This is a genomic window from Pseudomonas sp. CFBP13509 (assembly GCF_005233485.1).
GTDB lineage: Bacteria > Pseudomonadota > Gammaproteobacteria > Pseudomonadales > Pseudomonadaceae > Aquipseudomonas > Aquipseudomonas marginalis.
Genome location: NZ_QGAA01000015.1, coordinates 87,012 through 104,283 on the forward strand (window position 1 = coordinate 87,012; position 17,272 = coordinate 104,283).

Genomic DNA, 17,272 nt, shown 5'->3' on the forward strand with positions numbered 1-17,272 from the left:
TCCCTTGCACATGCACTGCTGGATACGCACGCGAAAACCCGCTTTCGATAGCTCAGCCTAGGCTAAATCAACGTACCTGTTGCAAGTGTCCATACAGTTTGGCGTACAGCCCGCCATCGGCAATCAGCTGCTGATGGTCACCATCCTCGGCAATGTGACCGCCGTCGAACACCAAGACTCGATCCGCTTGCTTAACAGCCGACAGACGGTGGGCGATGATCAGTGTAGTACGCCCGCTGAGGAACCGTGCCAGCGCCTGGTGCAGGTTGTACTCGGTGGCGGCGTCCAGGGCGGAGGTTGCTTCGTCGAGTATCACCACCTTGGGTTCGGCCAGGACCATGCGCGCAATCGCCAGGCGCTGGCGCTGCCCACCGGAAAAACGCACCCCGGAACGCCCCACCACACTGTCCAGGCCCAAGGGCAGTGCCTTGACGGTAGCATCCAACTGGGCGATTTCCAGTGCCTGCCAACAGGCCTGGTCGCTGCGCTCCCGGCCCATGGTCAAGTTGGCGCGCACGGTGTCGTTGAACAGCGCCGGGTGTTGCAGCACCACCGCAACGTGCTCGCGAAGGGTCTCCAGGCCAATCTCCTGCTGGGTGGCACCACCAAAACGGATACTGCCCGCCTGGGGCGTGTAGAGCCCGAGCAACAATTGCACCAGGGTGCTTTTGCCACCGCCGCTGGCGCCGACGATTGCCACCTTCTCACCGGGCGCGATGGTCAGGTTCAACTGGTCGAGTACCAGTTCTTCGCCGTAGCCGAAGTCCAGGCCGCGCACTTCGATGCCCACGGTGTCGCGCCCGGTGAACGGATCAGCACCGCCGGCATATTGCGGCTCATCGGCACGCGCCAGCAGTTCGTTGATCCGCGTCAGCGCCCCGCCTGCCGCGTAGTAGGCGTATTGCAGGTTAAGCAGTTGCTCCACCGGGCCGATCATGAACCACAGGTAGCTGAACACCGCGAGCATCTGGCCGATGGACAGGTCGGAAAACAGCACGGTGAGCATCGCCGCCGCACGGAAGATGTCGATACCGAACTGGAACAGCAACCCACTGGCGCGGCTCGAAGCGTCGGTTTTCCATTGCGAGTGAATGGCGTAGTCACGCACTTCCTGGGCCCGCTGGCCGAGGCGCCCGAGGAAAAAGCCCTGGCGGTTGCCGGCGCGCACTTCCTGGATGGCATCCAGGGTTTCGGTCAGGGCCTGGGTAAAGCGCGAGGTGCTGTCGTTTTCCAGCTTCTTCAGGTGCTTGACGCGCTTGCCCAACTGCACCGTGGCGTAGATCACCAACGGATTGAACAGCAGGATCAGCAGCGCCAGTTGCCAATGCATCCACACCAGGATCGCCGAGGTACCCACCAGGGTCAGCATGGCCACCAGGAAACGGCTGAGGGTTTCACCGACAAACTTGTCCAGCGTATCCAGGTCGGTGACCAGGTGGGTGGTGACGGTCCCGCTGCCCAGGCTTTCGTATTCGCCCAGGGAGATGCGCTTGAGCCGCTCGATCAGGCGCACGCGGATGCGGTACACGATGTCCTTGGCCAAGCGCGCAAACAACCGCGCCTGCACCACGTTGAACAGCAGCGCGCCACAACGCAGAAACAGCGTCACCAGCAGCATCAGGCCGATATAGCCGGCCGCCTTCTGCCACCCCAGGGGCAATGCGTGGTTCATGACCTTGAGCGCGGCATCGCCGTGTCCCAACAGCACTTCATCCACCAGCAACGGCAACAGCAGGGGAATCGGCACACTGCACAGGGTCGCCAGCACGGCGACGCCATTGGCGATCCACAGGGACTTCTTGTGCCGCAGGGCCAGGCGGCGAATTTCCGCCAAGGTCAGTCGGTCGGTGCGTGGTGACTGGTCATGCACAGGTTGCTCGCTCCAGCCATCGCCCCAACAACGGTGACAGCTCGGACAGCGGCTGGTAGCCGTTAGTCAGCAACGCCAACTGGCCATTACGCTCGGCAAGCAAGGTCGGAAACCCGGCGATCCCCAGGTCCTGGACCCAGGTGAAGTCAGCGGCCGTCGCGGCATGCTGCTCGGCACGGTCGAATGCGCCGGCAAACTCGATGCGCGGGATGCCCGCCTCTTCAGCCAGCTCCACCAGCACACTGGCGAGGGTCACGTCACGGCCCTCGACATAAAACGCGCGCTGGATCAGCCCTAACAACGTCCATGCGCAATCCGGTGCCAGGCTACGCGCGGTAACAATGGCGCGACACGCAGGCTCGGTGTCGTAGACAAAGCCGTCGGGCAACGCGCCATCGCGCTTGAACGGCTGGCCGGTGGCGTCGGTGACCGCCTGCCAGTGCTCGAGGATGTAGCGCCGCGTGGTCGGTTCCAGTGCCGCGCCGCTGCCGGTACGCAAGCCGCCCACCACCAGGTGCACGTCCACGCCGGCCGCCTGGGCCTGCTCGACCAGCGCCTGCGCCACCGGGGCAAAGCCCCAGCACCAGGAACACATTGGGTCCATCACATAGAGCAGGCGCGCGGGCATGGGTCAGGCCTCGGAAGGGGTTTGCTTGTAGTTGAAGCCAATCGGGTGCGGCATATTGCGGGCCTTGGCCAGCTCAATCTGCTTTTGCCGGTCGATCGCGCTGCGACGGGTTTTCTCCGGCAGCTTATCCCAGCAATGGGGGCAACTGATGCCAGCCACATAGTGTTCGGATGCGCGGTCGGAGGCGCTCACCGGTGTGCGGCAGGCATGGCATTGATCGTAGTCGCCTTCGCTCAGGTCGTGGCGCACAGTGACACGATTGTCGAACACAAAGCAGTCGCCCTGCCATTTGGTTTCTGCCTGCGGCACCTCTTCGAGGTACTTCAGGATGCCACCCTTGAGGTGGTAGACCTCATCGAAACCTTCGCTGAGCATGTAGCTCGACGCCTTCTCGCAACGAATGCCGCCGGTGCAGAACATGGCGACCTTCTTGTGCTTGGCCGGGTCGAAGTTGGCTTTGATATAGTCGGGAAATTCGCGAAAACTGGTGGTTTTCGGGTCGATTGCGCCTTCGAAGGTGCCGATCGACACTTCGTAGTCATTGCGGGTGTCGATCAACAGCACTTCGGGGTCGCTGATCAGCGCGTTCCAGTCCTGCGGGTCGACATAGGTGCCGACTTTCTTGTTCGGGTCGACGCCTTCGACGCCCAGGGTCACGATCTCTTTCTTGAGCTTGACCTTGGTGCGGTAGAACGGCTGCTCATCGCAGTACGACTCTTTGTGGTCGATGTCGTCCATGCGTGGGTCGTTCTTCAGCCAGGCCATCAGGCCATCAATGCCTTCGCGGCTGCCGGAAACGGTGCCGTTGATGCCTTCTTCGGCGATCAGCAAGGTGCCTTTGATGCCATTGTCGACCATCGCCTGCAGCAGTGGCTCGCGCAGGGCGACGTAATCTTCGAGGGTGACGAACTTATACAGTGCCGCCACGACAATCGGTTGAGTCATGGGTGTTCTCTCCAGGTGGCTACCCTCGTAAGGGGTGAACCGGATGCAAAAAAAACGCGCCGGCTGAGCGGCGCGCTGCGGATTCTAGCAAATGCAGGGTGTCAGAGACACCCGCGTATCAGCTATGCCCGCCGGCGCAGGTCGGCGAGGCCGGGGCTGCGTCGATTTTCGCCCATTCTTCGGGCGTGTAGGTATGCAGCGCCAGCGCATGAAATTCGCTCATCAGGTCACCCAGGGTGGCGTAGACCTTCTGGTGGCGCTTGACGCGGTTAAGCCCCTCGAACTGCTGGCTGACCAGCACGGCCTTGAAGTGGGTCTGCAACCCACGGCTGTGCATATGGCTTTCATCCAGCACGCTCAAGTGCTCCGGGGCCAGGGCGGCGAGCGCCGTTTCGATACGCTGTTGCATGGTCATTCCTGCTTACTTCTTCTTGGCCGGTGCGGCGGCTTTTGGCGTCAGCTCGTTGGTCATGTCTTCCAACAGCTTGTTCACCACCGGCACGGCGCTTTCCAGCTTGGCCTGGGTCATCTGGGCCGATTGCTGGGTCAGTTGCGGCATTTTTTCCAGGACTTTCTTGCCCAGTGGCGACTGGTAGAAGGCAACCAGGTCCTTGAGCTCGGATTCGCTGAAGTTGGTGGTGTAGAGCTTGACCATGTCCGGCTTCAGCTTCGGCCAGCCGATGGCCTGGTCCAGGGCGGCGTTGGCCTTGGCCTGGTAGCTGTCCAGTACGGACTGCTTGGCGGCAGGCGCCTTGGTCTGTTCGAAACGCTGGGCGAACATTTGCTGCACTTGCATGTACACCGGGGTACCCAGCTTGTCGGCATGGGCCAGGGTAAGGAAGGCTTCGGCACTGGCGTTGTGGCTGGCGGTATCGGCAAAAACCTGGCCGCTGGCGCAAACCAGAGCAACCGCGGTACAGATGGCACGAAGACGAGTCATCGAGTTTCCTTTTCTAGCAGGCGAGGTAAGACCCCAAGGGCGCCCATTCTGCGCCTAAAAAACGCTGCGGCTCAACCCCGGGCCTGACCGGGCGCGGATTGCAGTGAATGAATCCGATGAAAAGTCTTTTAGGGAACCCCCCAGGCCGATCAGGGCCTAAACTGCGCAAACGAACCTGAAGGAGAGTGCCCGATGAGCCGTATCGAAACCGACAGCCTGGGAGACGTGGAAGTCCCGGAAGACGCTTACTGGGGCGCCCAGACCCAACGCTCGCTGGTGAATTTCGCCATCGGCGAGCAGCGCATGCCCCTCGCGGTACTGCACGCACTGGCCCTGATCAAGAAGGCCGCCGCCCGGGTCAACGACCGCAACGGTGACCTGCCCGCCGACATTGCCCGCCTGATCGAACAGGCCGCCGACGAAGTGCTCGATGGCCAACATGATGACCAGTTCCCCCTGGTCGTCTGGCAAACCGGCAGCGGCACCCAGAGCAACATGAACGCCAACGAGGTCATCGCCGGCCGCGCCAACGAGCTGTCGGGCAAGCCCCGTGGCGGCAAGAGCCCGGTGCACCCCAACGATCATGTGAACCGCTCCCAAAGCTCCAACGACTGCTTCCCTACCGCCATGAGCATTGCGGCGGTGCAAGCGGTGCACCAGCAATTGTTGCCGGCGATCAATACACTGTCCGGCGGCCTCGCGGAACTGTCGGCGCGGCATGCAAAGCTGGTAAAGACGGGCCGCACCCACATGATGGATGCCACGCCGATCACCTTCGGCCAGGAACTCTCGGCGTTTATCGCCCAGCTCGACTACGCCGAACGGGCGATCCGCAGCGCCCTGCCCCAGGTATGCGAGCTGGCCCAAGGTGGCACGGCGGTGGGCACCGGGCTGAATGCGCCCCATGGCTTCAGCGAGGCGATCGCCTCGGAATTGGCGGCTTTGTCGGGCCTGCCCTTCGTCACCGCGCCGAACAAATTCGCCGCATTGGCCGGCCATGAACCGATCGTGACCCTGCACGGCGCCCTGAAAACCCTGGCCGTGGCCCTGATGAAAATCGCCAACGACCTGCGCCTGCTGGGCTCCGGCCCGCGTGCCGGCCTTGCGGAGGTGAAACTGCCGGCCAACGAGCCTGGCAGCTCGATCATGCCCGGCAAGGTCAACCCGACCCAGTGCGAGGCACTGTCGATGCTGGCCTGCCAGGTGCTGGGCAATGACGTGACCATCGGCATCGCAGCGAGCCAGGGGCATTTGCAGTTGAACGTGTACAAGCCGGTGATCATCCACAACCTGCTGGAATCGATCCGCCTGCTGGCCGATGGCTGCAATAACTTCCAGGAGCACTGCATCGCCGGCCTCGAACCCGACGCCGGGAAAATGGCCGAGCACCTGGAGCGCGGGCTGATGCTGGTCACGGCGCTCAACCCGCACATCGGCTATGACAAGTCGGCAGAGATCGCCAAGAAGGCCTACGCCGAAGGCTTGACCCTTCGGGAAGCGGCGTTGGACCTGGGCTACCTCACCGACGCTGAGTTCGACCAGTGGGTACGCCCGGAAAACATGCTGGGTGCCTAGGACGCCATGCGTAGCCGCCGGGCCTTGAGCCCGGCGAGCAACGACGGCGCCAGCGCCACCGCCGCCGACCCCAGCACCACCACCAGCGCGCCGAAATAGCCCAGGGCATTGATCTCTTCGGCCTGCACATAGTCCGGCCACAGCCACGCCGCCAACGCCACCGCGACAAAGGTCACCAACGGCGTCAGGGCCAGGGTCGCACTCACCCGTGAGGCTTCCCAGTGAGCCAGGGCTTCGGCAAATGCACCGTAGGCCACCAGGGTGTTCATGCAGCACGCCAGCAACAGCCAGCCTTGCAGCGGGCTCAGTTGCAGGGCCTCCAGCGGATGCGCCCACGGCGTCAGCAGCACGGCGCACGACAGGTAGATCACCATCATCACTTGCAGCGAATTCCACACGGTCAGCAACTGCTTCTGGCCCAGGGCATAGAACACCCAGACCGAAGTCGCGAGCAGGATCGTCAGCACGCCGGCGGTGTAGGCGCCAAGGGACGTCAGCAACTCTCCCAGGCGTTGGTTGAAGAACAGACCGAAGCCGACGATCAGCACCACCAGGCCCACGCACTGCCCGACGCTGAAACGCTCCTTGAACACAAACACGCTGGCGATCATCAGGAAGATCGGGCCCATCTGCACCACCAGTTGCGCAGTGCCGGGGCTGAGCAGTTTCAGGCCCACCAGGTACAACACGTAGTTGCCCACCAGGCCGCACACCGCCATCGCCACCAGCCAGCCGCCCCTGGGGCCGAGTACTTTACGACTGGGCAGGCGCCTGGTCGCGGCGAGGTACACGAACAGGCAACTGCCGGCCACCACCAGGCGAAACCAGGTGACCGTGATCGGGTCCATCACCTGCAACACTTGCTTGAGCTTGATCGGCAGAATGCCCCAGAGCAGCGCGGTCAGCAGGGTCAGGAGAAAACCGTAGACCCAGCGGCCGGAAGAGATGTGCATGAGTGCCCCAGAAGCCAGAGGAAGTGGAGCGGGCATTCTAGGGGGAAGTGAGCGAATTGGGATACGCTGCAGTTAAAATGTGGGAGGGGCAAGTCGAATCGTCGCACTGCCCCTCCCACACTTATCAGCGCACGGCTTCGAACAGCCCCGTGGCGCCCATGCCGCCACCCACGCACATGGTGACGATGCCATAACGCACATTGCGCCGTTGCAGCTCACGCACCAGGTGCCCCACCTGCCGCGAGCCGGTCATGCCGAACGGGTGGCCGATGGAAATCGAGCCGCCGTTGACGTTGTACCTGGCGTTATCGATGCCCAGGCGATTGCGCGCATACAGGCACTGCGACGCAAAGGCCTCGTTGAGTTCCCACAGGTCGATGTCCGCCACCTGCAAGCCCCGCGCCTTGAGCAGCTTGGGCACCGAGAAAACCGGGCCGATCCCCATCTCATCCGGCTCGCAACCGGCCACGGTGAAACCGCGGAAAAACGCCTTGGGCTTGAGCCCCAGTGCCAGGGCTTTCTCCAGGCTCATCACCAGGGTCATCGAGGCACCGTCGGAGAGCTGCGAGGAGTTACCCGCCGTCACCGAGCCGTCTTCGGCAAATACGGGCTTCAACCCAGAGAGACTGGCCAACGTGGTGTCCGGGCGGTTGCAGTCATCGCGGTCGACCACGCCGTCAAGGATCTGCACAGCGCCAGTGTTCTTGTCCTCGACCTTGTACTTGACCGCCATCGGCACGATTTCATCATCAAACAAGCCCTCCGCCTGGGCCTGGGCGGTGCGCTGCTGGCTTTGCAGGGCGTAGAGGTCCTGTTCTTCGCGGCTGACGTCATAGCGGCGGGCGACGATTTCCGCGGTCTGGCCCATGGGGAAGTAAATGCCCGGCACCTGCTCCTTGAGCAGCGGGTTGATCAGGTTATCGGTGTTGACGCTTTTCATGGTCAGGCTGATGGACTCGACGCCACCGGCCACGATGATGTCGCTGCAACCCGACGCGATCTGGTTGGCCGCAATCGCAATCGCCTGCAAGCCCGACGAGCAGAACCGGTTGAGGGTCATGCCCGCCGTACCTGTGCCCAATTGCGACAGCACGGCCACGTTGCGCCCGATGTTGTAGCCCTGGGCGCCTTCGTTGGAACCCGCGCCGACGATGCAATCCTCGACGCTGGCCGGGTCGATGCCGTTGCGGGTCAGCAGTGCGTTGACGCAATGGGCCGCCATGTCATCCGGGCGGGTCTGGTTGAACTTGCCGCGAAAGGATTTGGCCAAGCCGGTTCGCACGCTGTCGACGATCACTACTTCACGCATGGGCTACCTCGATCTTGTCGTTGTGGGGAGATGGATCGAGGATAGATCCAGGCCTGCCCCACCGCGACGATCATTCATCCGGCGTATACAAAAGCATGGTGACGGACATAAACCTGTGGCTGGCCGGCTAGTTGTGGCAAGCGGGCCGGTTGTGGTGAGCGAGCTTATCGTGGCAAGCAGGCTTGTAGTGGCAAATGAGCTTGTTGTGGTGAGCGGGCTTGTTGTGGTGAGCGGGCTTGCCCCGCGCTGGGCTGCGAAGCGGCCCTGACCAAGGCGCCGCGTTATTTCAGGCAGACCTTATTGGCTGGTTTTGGGGCCGCTTCGCAGCCCAGCGCGGGGCAAGCCCGCTCACCACAACAAGCCCGCTCACCACAACAGGCCCATTCACCAAAACAGGCCCGCTCACCACAACAAGCCTGCTCACCAAAACAGGCCCGCTCACCACAACCGGCCCACTCACCACAGCACGCCCGCTCACCACAGAGGGCTGCATCCTGAACAACACCAGGCCAGTGGTTATTTCTTTTTCTTCTTGTCGTGCTTGTCGGACTTGGCGAACGCTTCCTCCAGGGCAAGGTTGATGGTGCGCAACACCTTGACCCGCGCCCAGCGCTTGTCGTTGGCCTCCACCAGCGTCCACGGCGAAACCTCGGTGCTGGTGCGGTCGACCATATCGCCCACGGCGGCGCGGTAGTCGTCCCATTTGTCGCGGTTGCGCCAGTCGTCTTCGGTGATCTTGAAGCGCTTGAAAGGGATTTCCTCACGGGCCTGGAAGCGTTCCAGTTGGGTCTGCTTGTCGATGGCCAGCCAGAACTTGACCACGATCACACCGGCGTCGCGCAGTTGCTCCTCGAAGTCATTGATCTCGCCATAGGCGCGCATCCAGTCGGCCGTGGTGCAGAAGCCCTCGATACGTTCCACCAGCACGCGGCCGTACCACGAGCGGTCGAACACGGTGAATTTGCCCCGCGCCGGGATCTTCTGCCAGAACCGCCACAGGTACGGCTGGGCCCGTTCATCCTCGGTGGGCGCGGCAATCGGCACGATGTGGTACTGGCGCGGGTCGAGCGCGGCCGCCACCCGACGGATCGCCCCGCCCTTGCCCGCCGCGTCGTTACCTTCGAAGACCGTCACCAGCGCGTGCTTGCGCATGCGTTTGTCGCGCATCAGGCCGGAGAAGCGCGCCTGCTCGGTAATCAGCTGTTCTTCGTAATCGTCCTTGTCCAGGCTCAGGGTCATGTCGAGGCTGTTGAGCAGGCTCATCTGGTCGATGGCCGAGGGCAACGGCGCCGGGTTCATCCCGCTGGCCTTGCCCTTGGGCAGCTTCAGGGCATTCTGCAGGCCTTCGAGCAGGATCTTGCCCACGGTGAGGCTGCGGTAGTTGGCGTCGACGCCTTCAATCACATGCCAGGGCGCGTAATCGCGGCTGGTACGGCGCAGGATGCGCTCGCCGAAATGCACGAACTTGTCGTAGGTCTCGGATTGCTGCCAGTCCAGCGGGCTGATGCGCCAACTGTGCAACGGGTCGTCGGCCAGGGCCTTGAGCCGTGCCTTCATTTGCTTCTTGGACAGGTGGAACCAGAACTTGAAGATCAGCGCGCCTTCATCGCAGAGCATCTTCTCCAGGCGCTCGGCGCCGGCGATGGCCTGGTCGAGCCGCGCATCCTTGATCTCGCCGTGCACCCGGCCTTGCAGCATCTGGCTGTACCAGTTGCCGAAAAAAATGCCCATGCGGCCTTTGGCAGGCAGTTGGCGCCAGTAGCGCCAGGCCGGGGGGCGGGCCAGTTCTTCGTCGGTCTGCTGGTCGAAGGTGCGCACCTCGATCAGGCGCGGGTCCATCCATTCATTCAGCAGTTTGACCGTCTCACCTTTACCGGCGCCTTCGATGCCGTTGATCAGGATGATCACCGGGAAGCGCTTTTGCTGTTGCAACTCGTACTGCACCTCCAGCAAAGCCTCGCGCAGGGCGGGCACTTCGGCCTCAAAGGTGTCTTTGTCGATGGCGTGACCGATTTCGGCAGATTCGAACATGGGCGGCTCCGTTCCAGAAGTGAGCAAGACTAGCGGATTGGGCAACAACGCGCGGGAGGAAATTCCACCGGGGCTTGCCGTGGGTCAATTCAAAGCCTGTTGATCGGCTAGAATGGCCGCCTTGCCTTTACCGAGCCGCCCATGAACCCCGTAACCCACGCCCAGCTCGACTGGGATGATCAAGGTCGCCCGCACTCGCGGGTGTTCGACGACGTGTATTTCTCCGACCAATCGGGCCTGGCCGAAACCCGCTATGTGTTCCTGCAACAGAACCGCTTGCAGGAGCGCTTCGCCGCCCTGCCGGCGGGCGGGCGTCTGGTGATTGGCGAAACCGGCTTCGGCACCGGCCTGAATTTCCTCTGCGCCTGGCAGTTGTTCGAGCAACACGCCGTGGCCGGTGCGCGCCTGCATTTTGTCAGCGTGGAAAAGTACCCCCTGAGCCACGCCGACCTGCAACGCGCCCTCGCCCTCTGGCCCGAGCTGGCGCCGTTCGCCGAGCAACTGCTGGCGCACTACATCGCCATCCACCAAGGCTTCCAGCGCCTGGTGCTGGACAACGGCCGCGTCACCCTCACGCTGCTGATCGGCGATGCCCTGGAACAGTTGCCGCAACTGGATGCGCAGATCGACGCGTGGTTTCTCGACGGCTTCGCCCCGGCAAAAAACCCCGAGATGTGGAGCGCCGAACTGTTTGCCGAGCTGGCACGCATGGCGGCCCCGGGCTCGACCATCAGCACCTTCACCAGCACCGGCTGGGTGCGCCGGCTGATCAACGCCGCCGGTTTCAAGATGAAGCGTACGCCGGGCATCGGCCACAAGTGGGAAATCCTGCGCGGGGAGTTTCTCGGCTGGCCGACCGACACGCCGGCACCGGCCGCCGCCAAACCCTGGTTCGCCCGCCCGACCATGCCCACTGGCGAGCGCCACGCCCTGGTGATCGGCGGCGGCCTGGCCGGCTGCGCCAGCGCGGCCAGCCTGGCGGCGCGGGGCTGGCAGGTCAGCCTGTTGGAGCGCCATGGCGGCCTCGCCCAGGAGGCCTCCGGCAATCCGCAAGGGGTGCTTTATCTCAAGCTGTCGGCACACGGCACGGCGTTGTCGCAGATGATCGTCAGCGGGTTCGGGTACACCCGGCGCCTGCTGGAGCACCTGCAACGCGGGGTGGATTGGGACGGCTGCGGCGTGCTGCAACTGGCCTTCAATGCCAAGGAGGCCGAACGCCAGGCGCAACTGGCCCAGGCATTCGCCCCGCAGCTGCTGCATCTGCTGGATAAGGCTCAAGCCCAGGCTCGCGCCGGGGTGGGCCTGGAACAGGGCGGGCTGTTTTTCCCCGAAGGCGGCTGGGTGCATCCACCCGCGCTGTGCCAATGGCAGGCGCGCCAGCCAGGTATCGAGGTGCTGGCCCATCATGAGGTGCTGGACCTGCGCAAAGTCGGCGGCCACTGGCAGGCCTGGGACGGTGATCGGCTGCTGGCCAGCGCCCCCGTGGTGGTGCTGGCCGGGGCCGCTGAGGTCAAACGATTTGCCGCCGGCGCCGAGTTGCCCCTCAAGCGGATTCGCGGGCAGATCACCCGCCTGCCCCAGACCGCCGCCAGCCAGGCCCTGGCCACGGTGGTGTGTGCCGAGGGCTACGTGGCGCCGGCTCGCCTGGGCGAACACACCCTGGGGGCCAGCTTTGATTTCAACAACGATGACCTCACCCCTACCGCCGCCGAGCACGCCGGTAACCTTGAGCTGCTGCAAGAGATTTCCCCGGACCTGGCCCAGCGCCTGCACGCCGCCGACCTTGCCGCAGAGACCCTGGAGGGCCGCGCCGCCTTCCGCTGCACCAGCCCGGACTACTTGCCGATTGTCGGGCCGCTGGCCGACAGCCTGGCATTCGCCCAGGCCTACGACGTGCTGCGCAAAGATGCCCGCCACACGCCACAGGCCACTTGCCCGTGGCTGGACGGCCTGTACATCAACAGCGGCCACGGCTCCCGGGGCCTGATCACCGCGCCGCTGTCCGGCGAGTTGCTGGCGGCATGGCTGGACAACGAACCGCTGCCCCTGCCCCGCAGCGTGGCCGAGGCCTGTCACCCGAATCGCTTTGCGGTGCGCGGGTTGATTCGCAGCAACGCTGCAAAAACGACCCCGTAGGCGGCGCTTCAACCCGCCGGGGATAATTCGCAGGTGCCCAGCGCATCGAACCTCAACGCCTCCTGGGTCAGGCGTTTGAGCTCGACGAGCTCGGCGCTTTCCCGCGCGCGCTGGATCACGCCCATCTGGGTGTGATAGTCAGCGTCACCCAAGCTTTCCCTTTGCGCCCACACCGCTTCCATGCGCTCGCCAAAGGGCTGGGTCAGGGTGTCGAACGAACCGCCATGGGTGCGCCTCAGGTAACTGCTCCAGAATGGCAGCTTCACCATATAGTTCAGCAGTTGCGGGGAAAGCTCGGCCTCCTTCAACTGCGCTTCGGCAACCTCCAGCATATGCTCGGTTACCCCAGCCAGGCTGGCGAAGCGCATATGCCGGGGCTGCCCGGGCAAATGAAAGCGCTCCACCAGCCCGGTGCGATAAGCCAGGCTGACCTCCAGCGGATCGAGCGTCGGATGCTCGGCGCTGTGCCGGCTGGCCATGGACTCCAGGCGGTCGAGGCGAAACAAGCCCCTGGCCAACCTGAGCAGCGGCTTGGCCGTGACCCTGCCGCCCTCCACCCGCTGCGCGGCCTCGTGGATTTCAACCAGCACCTCCAGGCTACTGAAGCTCACGGCAGCGGCGTCATCACAGTTCAACGGCGTGGCCGCGCGCTCGAAAATCTCGGCACGCAGTCGGGTATCGCCTGCGGCGGCATCCAGCACGCGCCAGATGCGGCGGTTCATGTCCTCGCGCACGTGGCTGGTGTCGGCGGCTCCGCCCAGGCCGGCCAATAATTTGAACAGGCCGTCGGAGCCGGGTTCATCCTTGAGCCCCAGCCAGGTCTCGGCCTTTTCGGCGAAGTGCGTCGCGCGCTCATCGCCCAGCCACAGCTCACGTGCGGTCTGCTCGTTGAGTCGCGCAATGTCATCCTCCACGAAGCCCATGCCCACGCCGATGGTGTCCCGGTAACGGTTCAAGGCCTGACGAGTGCTGGCGTCCAAAGGGTTATGCCGCACATTGATGACTTCGGTGTGCTCGCGCGGCGCATTGAACAACCATGCCGGCAAACTGGCGATGTCATTGTCCCGCAGGTCGAGTTGCTCCAGGTACGGAACGCGGGTAAAGCCGGTGGGCAGACTGGTCAGCCGGCAGTTGCGCAGCATCAGGTTGCGCAACTCGAACATCTTGTTGACGACCGGCGGGTCCACCAGGGGATTGTTGCTCAGGTCGAGCACGACCAGGCTCTTCAGGTCCGCAAGTTTGGTGCGGGTGTACTCGGTCAGTTGCAGGTGGTTATCGGCCATGTACAGCTGCCTGAGCCACGGCATGTGCTGGAGCACTTCCGGCAGCCGCGTCAGCCGATTACCGTTCAACTCCAGGCTGCGCAGCCCCTTGAAGTGCTTGAGGAAATACGCGACGTCATCGTTGAGCCCCATGCGTTTCAACGACAATTGCCGGACATGCTCGAACTGCACGTGCGCCGGCAAGGTCGGCAACGCCCCGATGGCCATGCCGTCCAGGGACAGGCTCGGCACTTGCCGATGGTGTTCATCCGGCGCCAGCGACGCATATTGCCAACTGCGCTCGATGGCCCGTGCGGCCTGGTGTCGAGCCAGGCGGTAGTCTTGCAGCGCGACGTCCGAGTGTGGCTGCGCCGGTTTGCCCTTGGCCCACAGCCTCAGCGCCCGCTGCAGTGCCTCATATTGCTGCTCAAGGGTGCGCACGGCTTTGGCCCGGGACAGGTGATCGGTGCCCAAGTCCTGCAGGAAGGTCGACAGGCGCCGGTCATCGAATAACGGGAAGAGTTTGCGAGCTTTGCGCATCAGGCCCGCAGGCTGTGGAGGCAGCGCAGGCGGCGAGCCTTGCACACACGACAGGGCCGGCTCCTCGGGTACCGCGCGCTCGGGCCATAAGTAACGGCCGATGCGATTGCGTTCATCCTGGGCCTTGCCAATCAATGCATGCCGCAACTGGCTGGCCCTGCCGCTCGCGGTCAGGCGCAGCGCGTCGAGTTGGGCGGCAGACAAACTGTTGAGCAACGCCTCGTAGAAACCTTCCGGCCCGCCGGCCAGCGCGCCCAAGGCCTTACCTTGCCCATCGTAGGCGCGAAAGCCCTTGGCCGACTGCACCACGAAACGACTGATATCAGCGCCTGGGTCGCCCACCTGTCCCAGGACAGCGCCCTGTACGCTTTCGCGGCGCACCTGCAAGAACAGATCCTCGGGCCAGCCTGGAACCCGTTGCAGCAAGCCGGTGGCCACGCGCCGTGTCACATCGGTGGCCAGCTCCGGCAAATACAGGCCGGCCAGCGCGTCGTCTTCCTCCAACGCTTCCAGGGCTTCCCGGGCCCACTGGCTGACCCGCAGCGGCACACGCCCGGTATGGCGCAAGTGCCAGCGCTCGGCCGTGGAGGCCTGGGTCATGACCTCCCAGGCCACCCGGATCGGCAATTGCGGCAAGCGCTGCTTGAGCTGGCCGTGATCGGTCTGATCGATGAAATCGGCATCCATGCGCAGCCGCTCATAGACCGCCTGATGCGTGGTCTTGAGCGAGGCGGTGAGACGCCGCGCCAGTACCGCTTGCGCTTCATCGGCGTGGAAGGTGCCGCCGAGCAATTGCGCGGTTTCTTCGGAATCGAGTGCGGCCAGCAGGGTAGGCAGGATCTGTCCGTTCCGCAGTTGTTGCGTGGTGAGGTGGATGCTCAAGTCCTCGTAATCGAACGGCGCGGTGTCTGGATGGCGCTCAAGCAGGTAGCCCTCGTCGTCGAGCAGTTCGAAAAAACGCCCACGGGGCCACCCGTCCATCAGTGGCAGGGCCAGCATCTGCACACGGGTGGTGGCCGCATCGAGCGGTGCTTGATGCTCCATTTGCCAGATCAGGTCGCGAACCCCCTGGTTCAGCTTGAACCGCAGCGCACAGTCGCGCAGCCGCTCCGGCAGCGGCAGGTTCTGCCTGGCCAGTTGCTGCAAGCGCGGTAAGGTCGAGCCGGTGATAGCGGCGATCTCCTGCAGGTGTCCGGCCGGTAAGGCGCTGAGACTGGGGTCCAGCCGCCTCAGGATATAGTCAGGGCTGCGCCATTCATCCGCCTGCTCGAACGAGAACTGCCAGCCGCCCTGGTAGTTGTGGGTCAAGGGTGGCCGATAGGCCGAATCCCGCTGCGGATGCCGGGCTCGCCAGCGCCCGGTGCGGGCGTCAAAGACAATCGAATACAGCGCCCCGTCGACATTCACATAGGACTGGCCATTGAGCTGATAGACCCCACGCGGGCTGGCCACTGTGCCTTCGAGCGAGACGGTGTGACGATACGGCTCGGTACGACTGCGCCACAAGCGCGTGGACGTGTCGGGCAGCCGCACGGCTTCGAGGCTGTCGTAGAACCCCGCCGCCGACGGTGTGGTTCGCCACAGCCGGCCCACCACTTTCGTACCCGCGGCGAACAATGCCATGGCAGCGAGGTTTTCCGCGATGTTCGTCAGGTGCCTGAGGGCGCCGAGCTTGTCATGGTGCAGCCAGTCATCCACCCCCTCGAACATCTCGCCAAGCAATTGCCCAATGGCCACACCGGTCATCAGTTGGCCCACCACCGGCACCACGAACCCGGCGACGTTGAGCACCGTCAAGCCGACATCCAGATAATCCTGGATACGCTTGCGACGCGCGTCGTCATCGGCCTGGGCATTGGGAACCGCCAATACCTGCGCATCCAGCTGGATCTTGCCAACGCAGGCATTGAAAAAGAATGTCGACAACTTGTCTGTGACCGGGAGCGGCGCCACCCGCACGACGATGGCCTCCTGGTCAAAACGCTCGAAAAAACCGAAACGCTCGGACTCGTCCAGGTAACCCTTGAAGAAATCACGATAGGTACTGACGTGAAGCTTGAGGGTGAGGTAGAGCTTGAAATGCTCCAGTGATTCATAGCGGTACCACGGCCGCACGGGCTCGTTGGGCATATACACCACGATCGGGCCGCTGGAGAACCCTTCGGCCGATGCACTGGAAAACACCAATACCCCCCACAGGCAGGCGCCGTCGATGTTCAGGCCTTGCCAGGTCAGCGGCTGCTGGTTGAACCACAATTGCCGGATGTCACCGGCGGGCATATCCGCCTTGGCCAGGCCCAGCAGCAACGCGCGGGTCGGTGCATCGATATCGCCCTTGGCATGGGCCAGATGCAGGTCGATCTGCATGTCCACGCAACGGGATTGGCCGACCTGCGTCACCGAAGGATTGAAGTCCTGGTCGGGCGCCACCAGGTTGAACACTTCGCGCACATGGGTCTGATAGGCCTCTCCCAGGTTCAGCTCGCGGCAGTAGCCGATAAAGGCCTGAGCGCTGAGGGTTTGCGCAATTCGGCGCCTGGGGCCGATGCGCACCACGGCAGTGGTCGGCGAGCCGCCAGGCTCGGCAGCCGCCTGGGAGAAATTCTGCATGGCCGCTTGCAGCAGGCTGTGCTTCTCCAGGGTAACGGTCTCGACCACCTGGCCGCCCAGGTCCTGGCTGACACCGCTGAACGAGCGCCGGGGGATTTCCAGGGTGTCGTTTTCGATGTCGAGGCCCCCATGCCCCTTGCCGTCCAGGAAAGCCTTGAGCCGTTCGGCACAGAATTTATCCAGCGGTTGCAGACGGTTCAGCACCCGGTGCAGGGTTTCACGGGGGCGCTCGCTGTCGGCATACGCCTGCTCGATGGCCTGCAATATGTGGGAGTCAGCCTTGACCAACCAGGCCGGCAGCGTGTCATGCAAGACCTGCGCTTTATCCAGGTCGCCGGTGATATTCAGCAGCGCCGCCATCAATTGGTCGTGGGGCACCGGCTCGAGCGCCTGGGTCAAATCAGTGGTTTGCGTCATTCGCAATGTTCCTTTATCGCGTTGAACAATGACGCCAGACGATAAGCGCTGCGACC

At 63.6% G+C, this 17,272-nt stretch carries 11 protein-coding genes; 2 read left to right on the forward strand and 9 right to left on the reverse strand.

Annotated features, from left to right (window positions below; translation table 11 throughout):
- Nucleotides 1-67: 67 nt before the first annotated feature.
- The 5 genes from PspCFBP13509_RS23015 to PspCFBP13509_RS23035 all read right to left on the reverse strand — a co-directional run bounded on the left by PspCFBP13509_RS23015 (nucleotide 68) and on the right by PspCFBP13509_RS23035 (nucleotide 4,383).
- Complete coding sequence (locus PspCFBP13509_RS23015; RefSeq protein ID WP_137212748.1) at nucleotides 68-1,870, reverse strand: ABC transporter ATP-binding protein; 1,803 nt, start codon at nucleotides 1,868-1,870, stop codon at nucleotides 68-70.
- Entirely contained in the window at nucleotides 1,863-2,465 is a 603-nt protein-coding gene (locus tag PspCFBP13509_RS23020) for a DsbA family protein (protein WP_175539041.1), read from the reverse strand. Before PspCFBP13509_RS23020 ends, PspCFBP13509_RS23015 begins: the two co-directional genes overlap by 8 nt.
- A gap of 36 nt (nucleotides 2,466-2,501) precedes the next feature.
- Nucleotides 2,502-3,443, reverse strand: a complete 942-nt coding sequence (trhO, locus tag PspCFBP13509_RS23025; RefSeq protein ID WP_065923916.1) for an oxygen-dependent tRNA uridine(34) hydroxylase TrhO — start codon at nucleotides 3,441-3,443, stop codon at nucleotides 2,502-2,504.
- A gap of 118 nt (nucleotides 3,444-3,561) precedes the next feature.
- On the reverse strand, nucleotides 3,562-3,858 hold the full coding sequence (locus tag PspCFBP13509_RS23030) for a BolA family protein (protein ID WP_065923917.1): 297 nt from the start codon (nucleotides 3,856-3,858) through the stop codon (nucleotides 3,562-3,564).
- Nucleotides 3,859-3,864: 6 nt separating this feature from the next.
- A complete protein-coding gene (locus PspCFBP13509_RS23035) occupies nucleotides 3,865-4,383 on the reverse strand; it encodes a DUF2059 domain-containing protein (protein ID WP_003236690.1) in 519 nt (172 codons plus the stop codon).
- Between the two features lie 192 nt (nucleotides 4,384-4,575).
- Here PspCFBP13509_RS23035 and PspCFBP13509_RS23040 point away from each other — a divergent pair, with 192 nt between their 5' ends.
- Entirely contained in the window at nucleotides 4,576-5,958 is a 1,383-nt protein-coding gene (locus PspCFBP13509_RS23040) for a class II fumarate hydratase (RefSeq protein ID WP_065948600.1), read from the forward strand.
- Here PspCFBP13509_RS23040 and PspCFBP13509_RS23045 read toward each other — a convergent pair.
- The 3 genes from PspCFBP13509_RS23045 to pap form a co-directional block, all read right to left on the reverse strand.
- The gene (locus PspCFBP13509_RS23045; protein WP_065923919.1) at nucleotides 5,955-6,911 is read right to left on the reverse strand and encodes a DMT family transporter; all 957 of its coding nucleotides are present in this window, start codon (nucleotides 6,909-6,911) and stop codon (nucleotides 5,955-5,957) included. The genes PspCFBP13509_RS23040 and PspCFBP13509_RS23045 overlap by 4 nt on opposite strands.
- Nucleotides 6,912-7,035: 124 nt before the next feature.
- Nucleotides 7,036-8,220, reverse strand: a complete 1,185-nt coding sequence (locus tag PspCFBP13509_RS23050; RefSeq protein WP_027603956.1) for a thiolase family protein — start codon at nucleotides 8,218-8,220, stop codon at nucleotides 7,036-7,038.
- 516 nt (nucleotides 8,221-8,736) lie between these two features.
- Nucleotides 8,737-10,251 (reverse strand): polyphosphate:AMP phosphotransferase, encoded by a 1,515-nt coding sequence (gene pap / locus PspCFBP13509_RS23060; RefSeq protein ID WP_065923921.1) that lies wholly within the window; start codon nucleotides 10,249-10,251, stop codon nucleotides 8,737-8,739.
- A gap of 141 nt (nucleotides 10,252-10,392) precedes the next feature.
- On the opposite strand from pap, the gene mnmC reads away from it, so the two are divergent.
- A complete protein-coding gene (mnmC, locus tag PspCFBP13509_RS23065) occupies nucleotides 10,393-12,387 on the forward strand; it encodes a bifunctional tRNA (5-methylaminomethyl-2-thiouridine)(34)-methyltransferase MnmD/FAD-dependent 5-carboxymethylaminomethyl-2-thiouridine(34) oxidoreductase MnmC (protein WP_137212750.1) in 1,995 nt (664 codons plus the stop codon).
- Between the two features lie 8 nt (nucleotides 12,388-12,395).
- Here the strand turns inward: mnmC and PspCFBP13509_RS23070 are convergent, their stop codons facing one another.
- Nucleotides 12,396-17,216 carry an NEL-type E3 ubiquitin ligase domain-containing protein gene (locus PspCFBP13509_RS23070; protein WP_137212751.1) on the reverse strand — a complete coding sequence of 1,607 codons (4,821 nt, stop codon included), beginning with the start codon at nucleotides 17,214-17,216 and terminating at the stop codon, nucleotides 12,396-12,398.
- Nucleotides 17,217-17,272 lie beyond the last annotated feature (56 nt).

Excerpts from the sequence above, each read along its gene's own strand:
- trhO (WP_065923916.1), bottom strand. The coding sequence starts at position 3,443 with ATGACTCAACCGATTGTCGTGGCGGCACTGTATAAGTTCGTCACCCTC.
- PspCFBP13509_RS23020 (WP_175539041.1), bottom strand. The coding sequence starts at position 2,465 with ATGTGTTCCTGGTGCTGGGGCTTTGCCCCGGTGGCGCAGGCGCTGGTC.
- pap (WP_065923921.1), bottom strand. The coding sequence starts at position 10,251 with ATGTTCGAATCTGCCGAAATCGGTCACGCCATCGACAAAGACACCTTT.
- PspCFBP13509_RS23050 (WP_027603956.1), bottom strand. The coding sequence starts at position 8,220 with ATGCGTGAAGTAGTGATCGTCGACAGCGTGCGAACCGGCTTGGCCAAA.
- PspCFBP13509_RS23040 (WP_065948600.1), top strand. The coding sequence starts at position 4,576 with ATGAGCCGTATCGAAACCGACAGCCTGGGAGACGTGGAAGTCCCGGAA.
- PspCFBP13509_RS23045 (WP_065923919.1), bottom strand. The coding sequence starts at position 6,911 with ATGCACATCTCTTCCGGCCGCTGGGTCTACGGTTTTCTCCTGACCCTG.
- PspCFBP13509_RS23070 (WP_137212751.1), bottom strand. The coding sequence starts at position 17,216 with ATGACGCAAACCACTGATTTGACCCAGGCGCTCGAGCCGGTGCCCCAC.
- PspCFBP13509_RS23035 (WP_003236690.1), bottom strand. The coding sequence starts at position 4,383 with ATGACTCGTCTTCGTGCCATCTGTACCGCGGTTGCTCTGGTTTGCGCC.
- mnmC (WP_137212750.1), top strand. The coding sequence starts at position 10,393 with ATGAACCCCGTAACCCACGCCCAGCTCGACTGGGATGATCAAGGTCGC.
- PspCFBP13509_RS23030 (WP_065923917.1), bottom strand. The coding sequence starts at position 3,858 with ATGACCATGCAACAGCGTATCGAAACGGCGCTCGCCGCCCTGGCCCCG.